The following is a 10646-nucleotide window of genomic DNA, read 5'->3' as shown; positions in this document are numbered from 1 at the left end:
CCGCAACGGGAAGGCGCGGGCCGCGCTCGATAGGGTGACAGGTTGCGCCGAGTCGCCCATTGAGGTTGTGGCCCGACTGTTGTTCAGGGACGCCGGTATCCGTTTACAGACACAGGTTCCTATCAGAGGCGTCGGCAGAGTCGACTTTTTGCTCGAGGGAATTCTCATTGTGGAGGTTGACGGAGATGCCTTCCACTCCAGCCGGAAGGAGCGGACCCGCGCCCGCAGGAGGGACAACGCGGCGCTTGAGCAGGGGTATCCGAGCCTGCACTTCGGCTATGAAGACATCATGTTCAATCAGGAAAAAGTGCTGGCCCAGGTGATGGCCGTGCTTGCGAGGACTCGGAGGCGGTAGGCGTTCCGGTTTGCTCAACTTTCCGGCTTCGGCCGCCGCACCGCGAGTAGAATCGCAGGTCGCAGAGGGGTCTATGCCGGAATCAGCCCGGGGACGGCGGGAATAGTGAGCAGTCCGGGACAATGCGCAGCTAGAGCTCGGCCCGGAGCTCAGCAGCCTTGCGGGCACGGATGGCGGGATCAACCACGGGGCGCTTCGGCGTGAAGTAGAAACCGTCGTCGTGCCAGCGGGGGAGCACGTGCTGATGGTAGTGCCAGACGTGCTGGCTGCCGGCGGGCTCGTTGTGCTGGCGGGTGGAGACCCCGTCCGGGTTCCAGGCGCGCTTGATGGCGATCGCCATGTCCCGGGTGACGGTCATGATGCGGCCGGCGACGTCGTCGGGCAGTTCATACAGCAGCTCGTAGTGGTCCCGCGGGGTCACCAGCACGTGGCCGGGGTTCGGCTCGAACCCGTGGGAGGCAATGAAGGCCAGGACCAGGTCATCCGAGTAGATCAGGTCACCGGGCTCACACAGGTTCGAGGCGAACCGTAATTCGCCTGAGGCCAGGTCGCAGAACGGGCACTCGTACCCTGCGGGAGCGTGGGTGTGCCAGGTCATTCTGCCTCGTCGTCGAACACCCAGTCGAACATGTCGAGCATGAACTCGCTGAACGTTCCTTCCTCGTTCTTCCAGGACCCCCGGGCGTTGTTGCGCCGCCACACGATGGGATCGGGGACGGTCAGCTGATCCGCCTTGATGCCCCAGACGAACTTCTCATCCACGTCTTCCATGAACAGCAGGAATCCGTCTTCGATCTCCAGCTCGTCCGGATCCCACACATAGTGGAAGGCTTCCATGAGGTCCTCGGAAGCGCCGACGGCGAGGTAGAACTCGCGCACGGCCAGAGGCAGCGGGAAATCCTGGCCCTCACGCAGCTCTGCAAGCTCGGCTTCGGAGAGTCCGTCTTCCGGGACCCAGGGCTCGTCAAAGTAGGCCGGTACGAGGGCGCGGAATTTATCCAGGAACAGCTCGGTCACAGTGGCTCCAGGTGAGGTTGGGGGATGCCCCCAATCCTATCCCGCCGTGGGAGGCTCGGAAGGACACGGTGCCCGGGTGGCCAGGGGAGCGTGCCAGCCGCCCCGCCAGGCAAGAACCCGGAGGAGGAATACCAGCGCAGCCACGGCGATGCCGGTGACCACGTTGAACAGGTCCAGCTTCGCAAGCACCACTGTGAGCGCCGCCCCGAGGAAGGCCGGCAGCGCATAAATGTCTCCCGGATTGAACAGTTGGGGAACCTCATTTGCGACGACGTCGCGCAGCAGTCCACCCCCGACGGCGGTAGTCACCCCGAGCAGCACCGCCGCCACCGGATTCCACCCCTCATCCACCGCCTTCAGCGCACCGACAATGCAGAACAGGGCCAACCCGCCGGCGTCGAACAGCATGAGCAGCGTGGACACCTTCTCGAGCCGCGAGAAGAGGAAGAACACCAGAAGGGTGGCCAGCACCGGCGGCGCGAGGTACAGCGGGTTGGTGAAGGCCACCGGGTCGACGCCGATTATTACGTCGCGTGCCACACCGCCGCCCAGTGCCGCCAGGGACGCCAGAAGAAGAGAGCCGACTAGGTCGAACCCCTTGCGTGCAGCCAGCAGCGACCCGGAAACGGCGAAAAAGAAAACGCCGAACAGGTCGAGGATCAGCGCGGCGTTCATGAGGTCTTTTCGTTACGGCACACAACTGTCAATAGTCGCAGGCGGGTGCTTCAATGGCCAGCATGCAGACTTCCACGCCACCTGTGCTCATTGCGTGTTCACACGGCACCAGCAGCGCCGAAGGACAGGCGGCCGTCAACCGGCTGCGCGATGAGATGCGCGCACTCCGCCCGGAGCTGGACATCCGCGAAGCCTACGTTGACGTCCAGGAACCGGACCTTCCCGGGGTGGTGGATTCCCTGCCGGACGGGCCCGCCGTCATCGTTCCGCTGCTGCTGTCGGTGGGTTACCACGTGAAGGTGGACATCGCCGAAGCGGTGCAGAGCCGGCCGGACACCTACGCTGCCGCCCCGCTGGGCCCCGACCCGCGGCTTGCCGCCCTGCTGCAGCAGCGGCTGGAGGAGGCGGAAGTGGGTCCGGGAGACGCCGTCGTCCTCGCCGCCGCCGGCTCCTCCGATGCCTGCGCGTCCGTTGACGTCGAAGAACTTGCGAAGCAGCTGGCCGCGTTGCGGTCCGGGCACATTGTGGTCGGGTACGGGGCGAGCGCGCGGCCGTCCGTTCCCGAGGCCGTCGCCCAGGCAGGGGAAGCCGCGGCGATCGCCTCCTACCTGCTGGCGCCCGGTTACTTCCACGACCAGCTGGCCAAGGCGGGCGCCTCAGTGGTGAGTGCGCCGCTGCTTCCCTCGACAGCTGTCGCCGAGATTGCCCTCGCCCGGTATGACGACGCCGCCGCACGCCTTCAGGCGCCGGATCCCGCCAGGGACTGCGGCCGGCCGTGCCGGCAGCTTGTCACGGTGTGCGCCCGGCCCTAGCGCCCGCATTTCACGATTGAACGCGGAAGCTGTCAAGACCCTTACAGCATTGTGACGCGCCGTGTCCCCACGTGAACGGGTGTTGCCGAACCTTTGAAGGGGCTCTGACCCCGGTCCTACTGTCGTTACATGACGAGTTCAGTCGCAACCGAAGCAAGCCCGGCAGCCGCAGGGAAGCCCCGCGCATCCAGGCCTGCCGCCAAACCGCACGGCCAGTGGAAGGTTGACGGCACCACCCCCCTGAACGCCAATGAAACGTGGAAGCAGGAGGACAACGGCCTCAACGTCCGCGAGCGGATCGAGCAGATCTACGCGAAGAACGGCTTCGACTCGATTGACGGCACGGACCTCCACGGGCGCTTCCGCTGGTGGGGCCTGTACACCCAGCGCAGGCAGGGTATCGACGGCGGCAAGACCGCCACGCTGGAACCGCACGAACTCGAAGACAAGTACTTCATGCTCCGCGTCCGCATCGACGGCGGGGCGCTGACCACCGGGCAGCTGCGGGTCATCGGCGAGATCTCCACCGAATTTGCCCGGGACTCCGCTGACATCACTGACCGCCAGAACATCCAGCTGCACTGGATCCGGGTCGAGGACGTGCCGGAAATCTGGAACCGCCTCGAGTCGGTGGGGCTCTCCACCACCGAGGCCTGCGGCGACGTTCCCCGCGTGATCCTCGGTTCCCCCGTGGCCGGCATCGCCAAGGACGAGATCCTGGATCCCACCCCGCTGATCCACGAACTGAGCGAACGGTTCATCGGCGATCCGGAGCTCGCCAACCTCCCGCGCAAGTACAAGACCGCCATCACCGGCCACCCCAGCCAGGACGTGGTGCATGAGATCAACGACTTCGCCCTGGTGGGCGTGGTCCACCCCGAGCTCGGCGCCGGTTATGACCTGTGGGTGGGCGGCGGGCTCTCCACCAACCCCCGCCTGGCCGAACGCCTCGGCGTCTTCGTCTCCCCGGACGTCGCCGCCGAAGTCTGGCTCGGGGTCACCAGCATCTTCCGCGACTACGGTTACCGGCGCATGCGCACCAAGGCCCGACTGAAGTTCCTCTTGAACGACTGGGGCACAGCCAAATTCCGTCAGGTCCTCCAGGATGAGTACCTCGGCTTCGAACTCCCCGACGGCCCGGCGGCGCCCCGGCCCAGCACGCCCGGAGACCACGTCGGCATCCACGAGCAGAAGGACGGCCGGTTCTTCATCGGTGTCTCTCCAACGGTGGGCCGCGTCTCCGGCACCATCCTCACCTCGCTCGCCGACACCCTCGAAGCCCACGGCTCAACCCGGCTGCGGACCACCCCCCACCAGAAACTCGTGGTGCTCGACGTCGACAAGGACCAGGTGGAACCGCTGGTCGCTGAACTGGAAGCCCTCGGACTCTCGGCCCGCCCGTCCCTGTTCCGCCGCTCCACCATCGCGTGCACCGGCATCGAATTCTGCAAGCTCGCCATCGTCGAAACCAAGGTCACCGCGGCCACGGCCATCGCGGAACTGGAGCGCCGGCTCGCCGACCTCGTTGACAACGGCACGCTCACCCAGCCGATCGCCCTGCACATCAACGGCTGCCCCAACTCCTGCGCCCGCATCCAGACGGCGGACATCGGCCTCAAGGGCATGATGCTTCCAACGCCCGACGGCGACCCCACCCCGGGCTTCCAGGTGCACCTCGGCGGCGGGCTGGCCACCGTGGACCGCGGTGAAGCCGGCCTCGGCCGCACCGTCCGCGGCCTCAAGGTCACCGTGGACAACCTGCCTGACTACGTTGAGCGCGTTGTGCGCCGCTACGCCGAAGACCGCCACAACAACGAGACCTTCGCCCAGTGGGCGCACCGTGCCGAGGAAGGAGTGCTGCAGTGAGCCTGTCACCCGAACACGTCGTCTCAGACACCGCGCGTCCCGCACGCCGCACCGAGGATGAGCTGAAGGCCCTCGCAGCCAGGGGCGCCGAGGAACTGGGTTGGGACTCGCCCGCCGGGCAGGTCATCGCCTGGGTCGCCCGGAACTTTGACCTATCCCAGACGGCCGTCGCCTGCTCCATGGCCGACGCCGTCCTCCCGCACCTGGTCTCCCAGCAGTTCCCCGGCGTGGACGTGCTCTTCCTCGAAACGGGCTACCACTTCACCGAAACACACATCACCCGCAACGAGGTCGCTGACCAGCTCGACATCACGATCGTCGACGTGATGCCCGAACTGACTGTCGCCGAACAGGACGCCCAGTACGGCAAGAACCTGTTCAGCCGGGACCCCGCCCAGTGCTGCGCCATCCGCAAGATGGACCCGCTCAAGAAAGCCCTTGCCGGCTACGAAGTGTGGTTCACCGGCGTACGCCGCGACGAGGCGCCCACCCGGACCAACACGCCCCTGGTCACCTGGGACCGGGTGCACAACCTGGTCAAGATCAACCCGCTGGCAGCCTGGAGCTTCGACGAGCTCCTCGACTACGCGGGCGAGCACCAGGTCCCCGTCAACATGCTCCTGTCCAACGGCTACCCCTCGATCGGCTGCAAGCCGTGTACCCGTCCGGTAGCCCCAGGAGAAGACCCGAGAGCCGGCCGCTGGGCCGGCCTAGCGAAGACAGAGTGCGGAATCCACCAATGAGCAGTTCAACTAATACGTTCCTCATCAGCGGTGCCGGCTCCGCCCCTGCGCGGGACGGCGATGCTGCAAGCAGCACCGCGTCCCGCTCCGACAGCGGTGGCAGCCTACCCACCGCTCGCAAGCTCGCGTCGGGACCCTCGGCTGACACCTTAGATGCCACTCCCTGGGCGGCATCGGACTCGGCTGCCGCGAGCCGCGAAGCTGCGACTCCGGAAGCGGCGCATCGCGGCGCCGAGGAACGAGGCGACGTGTCTAAGCCGCGTGGAGTCGTAGCGAAGCGGCTCTCCAGCTTGGACGCCCTCGAGTCCGAAGCCATTCACATTATTCGGGAGGTTGTCGCCGAGTTTGAGCGGCCCGCCCTGCTGTTCTCCGGCGGCAAGGACTCCGTGGTCATGCTGCACCTTGCCACCAAGGCGTTCTGGCCCGGCAGGGTCCCGTTCCCGGTGCTCCACGTGGATACCGGCCACAACTTCCCCGAGGTCCTCGAGTTCCGCGACCGCACGGTCGAGCGTCTCGGGATCCGCCTGGTGGTCGGGTCCGTGCAGGAATACATCGACCGCGGCGAGCTGAGCGAACGCGCTGACGGGACACGGAACCCGCTGCAGACCGTTCCGCTGCTGGACACCATCAACGCCAACCGGTTCGACGCCGTCTTCGGCGGCGGCCGCCGCGATGAGGACAAGGCCCGCGCCAAGGAACGCATCCTGAGCCTGCGTGACGAGTTCGGCCAGTGGGATCCGCGCAACCAGCGGCCTGAGCTGTGGAACCTGTACAACGGCCGGCACACCGTCGGCCAGCATGTGCGCGCGTTCCCCATCAGCAACTGGACCGAACTGGACGTGTGGCGCTACATCGAGCGGGAGAACATCGAGCTTCCCGGCCTGTATTACGCCCATCAGCGCGAGGTCTTCCGCCGCGACGGCATGTGGCGGGCAGTGGGCGAGGTCTCGCAGCCCACCGAGAAGGAAACTGTGGAGACGCGCACGGTCCGCTACCGCACGGTCGGTGACATGTCCTGTACCGGAGCCGTGGAATCCGACGCGGCGACCGTCGCGGAAGTGGTCCGCGAAGTCGCCCTCAGCACACTCACCGAACGCGGCGCCACCCGCGCGGACGACCGGATCTCGGAAGCCGCCATGGAAGACCGCAAAAAGGACGGCTACTTCTGATGTCTACCCCCACCGCTGTTGAGACAGCAGTAAACATGGACCACCTCTCTTCCGGTTCACTGTTTCGATTTTGCACGGCCGGATCGGTCGACGACGGCAAGTCCACCCTGGTGGGCCGCCTCCTGCATGACAGCAAGTCTGTCCTCGCAGACCAGCTCGACGCCGTTGCCCGCACCTCCGCGGAGCGCGGTTTCGGCGGGGAACGTGGCGGCCTGGACCTCGCACTGTTGACCGACGGCCTCCGTGCCGAACGTGAACAGGGCATCACCATCGACGTCGCCTACCGCTACTTCGCCACCGCCAACCGCACTTTCATCCTCGCGGACACTCCGGGGCACGTTCAGTACACCAAGAACACGGTGACGGGCGCTTCCACGGCGGACGCCGTCGTCGTACTCATTGACGCACGCAAGGGTGTGCTGGAGCAGACCCGCCGCCACCTCGCGGTGGCGCGGCTGCTGCGCGTGGCGCATATCATCGTCGCGGTGAACAAGATCGACCTCGTGGACTACAGCGAAGCCGTGTTCCGCGACGTGGAAGCGCAGCTCAAGCAGGCCGCGCGGGAGCTGAAGGTCGATGAGCCGGCCGTCATCCCGGTGTCCGCCCTCGAGGGCGACAACGTGGTGGACCGCTCGGAGAAAACCCCCTGGTACGGCGGACCGTCGCTGCTCGAGACGCTGGAGCAGCTCCCGGCGCTCGCCGACCTGGAAACCGACGTCGAGGCGTTCCGGTTCCCGGTGCAGACCGTCATCCGGCCGCAGGGCGCGGTGGCTCCCGGGCTCGACGCCGACACCTACCGGGACTACCGCGGGTACGCCGGCCAGGTCGCGGCCGGGTCCATCCGGGTGGGCGACGCCGTCACGGTCCAGCCGGCCGGCCGGGTCACCACCGTCACCGGCATCGACTTCGCTGGACAGGAACTGGACGAGGCCTTCGCCCCGCAGTCCGTCGTGCTGCGGCTTGCCGATGACATCGACATCGCGCGCGGTGATTTGCTGGCCGAAGCCGGACCGGCAGCCAGCCTTCCGCAGCCCACGCAGGACCTCTACGCGGCCCTGTGCTGGCTCTCGCCGAAGCCGCTGAAGGAGGGCTCACGGCTCCTCATCAAGCACGGCAGCAGGACGGTCCAGGGACTGGTTCGCCAGGTCATCAACAAACTGGACCTCGCCACGTTCGCCGATCAGCCGGCGTCGGGCCTTGGGCTCAATGACATCGGGACGGTCCACATCCGGCTCGCAGCAGCGCTGCCCGTGGACAACTACGTCAACTTCCGCCGTACCGGAGCGTTCCTGGTCATCGACCCCTCCGACGGCAACACCCTGGCCGCAGGCCTGGTGGAATCAGACCACCTTGAGCTGGCGGCCCGCGAGGACGAACGCTATGACATCTAGAAAGCCCGGCGCGCCGTGAATGGCACACCGACCGTCGAGATCGCCGACCTGACCAAGAACTTTGGCAGCACGCCGGTCTTCCAGGGGCTGGACCTCTCCATCTCCCAGGGCGAGTTTCTCTGCCTGGTGGGCGGATCAGGGTCCGGCAAGTCGACCCTGCTCAACATCATCGCCGGCCTCGACTCCGCCGACGGCGGTACCGTCCTTGCGCCGCCGGCGGCGGTGATGTTCCAGGAATCGGCGCTGCTGCCCTGGCTCAGCGCAGCGGGAAACATCTCGCTCGCGCTGAAGTTCGCGGGCGTGCCCCGGCAGAACCGTGCGCAGCGGACGCAGGAGCTGTTGAACATCGTCCGCCTCCCGGACGCCGGCAACCGGCTGGTCCACCAACTCTCGGGCGGAATGCAGCAGCGGGTCGCCCTGGCGCGCGCCCTTGCCCAGAACCGCAGCCTCCTCCTGATGGACGAGCCGTTCAGCGCGCTGGACTCCATCACGCGGGACTTCCTGCACGACGAACTCGAGGACATCTGGCGTGCCACCGGGCGGACCATCGTCCTGGTCACGCACAACGTCCGGGAGGCCATCCGGCTCGGCCAGCGCGTCATCCTGCTGGCTTCGGACCAGGGCGGCATCGCCGGTGAGTGGCAGGTCTCGGAAACGCAGCGCCATGATGCAGTGGCCGGCGCCGCGCTGGCCGAAACCATCCGGGACGTACTCCACCGGGAGGTGCACGGCCTTGCCGCAGTTAGCTGAACCAGTGAAGACCGCCCGCAGGGTCGCGACCGCCCCCGCCGCCGAATCCCGGACCCGCCGCGTCCTGCTGATGCTCGCGCCGCTGGCCACCCTGGTGGTGGTCCTCAGCCTGTGGAGCGTGGCGTCATCCGTCAGCGGCGGCACCGGACCCGCAGCCCTCTTTGAGGCGCTGGGCCGGTTGTGGGCCTCGGGCGAAGTCATTCAGGGCATCGCCACCAGCCTGAGCCGCGGCGTGCCTGGATTCCTCCTGTCGGTACTCGTGGGCACCGTCCTGGCGCTGGTGCTGTCCTCCTCGACGTGGCTGCGCGCCGCCGTCGCGCCCTACATGACCTTCCTGCTCACGCTGCCCACCGTGGCCTGGGTTCCGGTGGCCATCCTCTTCTTCGGCGTCACCGACGCCACCGTGTACTTCGTGGTGCTGACCGGCGCTGTGCCGGCCATCGTCAACGGACTGCTCGCCGGCGTCGACCAGATCCAGCCGCTGCACCGCAAGGTGGGCCGGGTGCTCGGCGCGCGCACCTGGGACACCGCCCTGCACATCGTGCTTCCGGCGGCGCTCCCCGCCTACATCTCCGGCCTCCGGCAGGGGTGGGCGTTCTGCTGGCGTGCGCTGATGGCGTCCGAGATCATCGCCGGCGGACAGGAACTCGGCCTCGGCCTGGGAACCCTGCTGCAGCGCGGACGCGAGCTCGACGACATCGGCGGCGTGATGGCCACCATCCTGCTGATCCTGGTGGTCGGCGTCGTCATCGAAGTGCTGGTCTTCGGACCGCTTGAACGCCGCCTGCTGCGCCGCCGCGGCCTGCTGGTTGGAGGCTCACAATGACCTATCCGCTTGGACTTCAGCTCCGCGGCCGCCGCGTCCTGGTGGTCGGCGGCGGTCCCGTCGCCGCACGTCGGCTGCAGGCACTGCTCGACGACGGCGCCCTGGTCACGGTCGTGGCCACCTACGCCTGTGAGGACATCACCGAGGCCGCTGCCGCCGGCCTCGTGGACTGGCAGCAGCGCGAGTACGGCTCCGCGGACCTCGACGGCGCGTGGCTGGTCCTCGCCCACTCCGGCTCCGCCGAGGTGCAGGACCGGATCGCCGCCGAAGCCGAGGAGCTGCGCATCTGGTGCGTCAAGGGCGGCGACTCGGCAGCCTCCGCCGCCTGGGTTCCCGCCGTCGCGCGGATCGACGATGTCACGGTGGCGGTCAATACGGACGGTGACCCGAAACGCGCGGCCGCCCTGCGCGACGGCGTTGCCGCCGCCCTGGAATCCGGTGAACTGCCGCTGCGGCGGCACCGCCGGTCGCCGGAAGACGCCATCGGGACTGTCGCCCTGGTGGGTGGCGGACCGGCCGACGCCGGCCTTCTGACCGTCCGCGGGCGCCGGCTCCTGGCGCAGGCCGACGTCGTCGTTGCTGACAGGCTGGGACCGCGCTCCCTGCTCGCCGGGCTGTCCGCGGACGTCCAGGTGATCGAGGTCGGCAAACTCCCGGGCCACCACCCGGTGCCGCAGGACGAGATCAACCGCATCCTCGTCGAGCAGGCGCTGCTCGGACACCGGGTGGTCCGGCTGAAGGGCGGCGACCCCTACGTCCTCGGCCGCGGTGGAGAAGAGGAAGCCTACTGCCGCGACCACGGCATCGCCGTCGAAGTGGTTCCCGGCGTCACCTCCGCCATCTCGGTGCCGGCGGCTGCAGGAATCCCGGTTACGCACCGGGGAGTGGCGAAGGGCTTCAGCGTCATCACCGGGCACGAGGACATCCGGCAGCAGGCCGGGCACATCCCGCCGGGCAACGACCACACGCTGATCCTCCTCATGGGAGTGTCACTCCTGCGGTCCTCCGCCGCCTCGCTGATCAGCGGCGGCCGGAGCGGCAG

The 10646-nt window shown here is 67.7% G+C and carries 12 protein-coding genes; 9 read left to right on the top strand and 3 right to left on the bottom strand.

The features are described from left to right. Nucleotides 1-355: endonuclease domain-containing protein (locus X803_RS20385; RefSeq protein WP_035779257.1), on the top strand; the 355-nt coding region annotated here is incomplete at its 5' end. Between the two features lie 130 nt (nt 356-485). Here X803_RS20385 and X803_RS0114850 read toward each other — a convergent pair. The 3 genes from X803_RS0114850 to X803_RS20380 are packed head-to-tail and all read right to left on the bottom strand — an operon-like array spanning nt 486 to nt 2047. Beyond that, nucleotides 486-953 carry an HIT family protein gene (locus X803_RS0114850; RefSeq protein ID WP_026545743.1) on the bottom strand — a complete coding sequence of 156 codons (468 nt, stop codon included), beginning with the start codon at nt 951-953 and terminating at the stop codon, nt 486-488. Further along, complete coding sequence (locus X803_RS0114845) at nt 950-1372, bottom strand: hypothetical protein (RefSeq protein ID WP_026545742.1); 423 nt, start codon at nt 1370-1372, stop codon at nt 950-952. The genes X803_RS0114850 and X803_RS0114845 overlap by 4 nt, the downstream gene beginning before the upstream one ends. A 36-nt stretch (nt 1373-1408) precedes the next feature. Further along, the gene (locus tag X803_RS20380; RefSeq protein WP_051470792.1) at nt 1409-2047 is read right to left on the bottom strand and encodes a trimeric intracellular cation channel family protein; all 639 of its coding nucleotides are present in this window, start codon (nt 2045-2047) and stop codon (nt 1409-1411) included. 62 nt (nt 2048-2109) lie between these two features. Between X803_RS20380 and X803_RS0114835 the strand changes: the two genes are divergently transcribed. The 8 genes from X803_RS0114835 to cobA form a co-directional block, all read left to right on the top strand. After that, entirely contained in the window at nt 2110-2859 is a 750-nt protein-coding gene (locus X803_RS0114835; protein ID WP_035779293.1) for a sirohydrochlorin chelatase, read from the top strand. Nucleotides 2860-2988: 129 nt separating this feature from the next. Continuing rightward, nucleotides 2989-4725 carry a nitrite/sulfite reductase gene (locus X803_RS0114830; protein WP_026545740.1) on the top strand — a complete coding sequence of 579 codons (1737 nt, stop codon included), beginning with the start codon at nt 2989-2991 and terminating at the stop codon, nt 4723-4725. Further along, nucleotides 4722-5468 (top strand): phosphoadenylyl-sulfate reductase, encoded by a 747-nt coding sequence (locus X803_RS0114825; protein ID WP_026545739.1) that lies wholly within the window; start codon nt 4722-4724, stop codon nt 5466-5468. The genes X803_RS0114830 and X803_RS0114825 overlap by 4 nt, the downstream gene beginning before the upstream one ends. A 248-nt stretch (nt 5469-5716) precedes the next feature. Beyond that, nucleotides 5717-6637, top strand: a complete 921-nt coding sequence (gene cysD / locus X803_RS0114820) for a sulfate adenylyltransferase subunit CysD (protein WP_026545738.1) — start codon at nt 5717-5719, stop codon at nt 6635-6637. Continuing rightward, nucleotides 6637-8028 carry a sulfate adenylyltransferase subunit 1 gene (locus tag X803_RS0114815; protein WP_026545737.1) on the top strand — a complete coding sequence of 464 codons (1392 nt, stop codon included), beginning with the start codon at nt 6637-6639 and terminating at the stop codon, nt 8026-8028. Before cysD ends, X803_RS0114815 begins: the two co-directional genes overlap by 1 nt. Before the next feature lie 39 nt (nt 8029-8067). Further along, the gene (locus X803_RS0114810; protein WP_026545736.1) at nt 8068-8778 is read left to right on the top strand and encodes an ABC transporter ATP-binding protein; all 711 of its coding nucleotides are present in this window, start codon (nt 8068-8070) and stop codon (nt 8776-8778) included. A 4-nt stretch (nt 8779-8782) separates the two neighbouring features. Continuing rightward, entirely contained in the window at nt 8783-9604 is an 822-nt protein-coding gene (locus tag X803_RS20375) for an ABC transporter permease (protein WP_051470791.1), read from the top strand. Further along, on the top strand, nt 9601-10646 hold a 1046-nt coding region (cobA, locus tag X803_RS20370; protein ID WP_035779255.1), incomplete at its 3' end, for a uroporphyrinogen-III C-methyltransferase. The genes X803_RS20375 and cobA, both read left to right, overlap by 4 nt.

The organism is Arthrobacter sp. 35/47 (genome assembly GCF_000520475.1).
GTDB classification, from domain to species: Bacteria; Actinomycetota; Actinomycetes; order Actinomycetales; family Micrococcaceae; genus Arthrobacter_D; species Arthrobacter_D subterraneus.
This window is presented reverse-complemented; position numbering and strand designations above follow the sequence as displayed.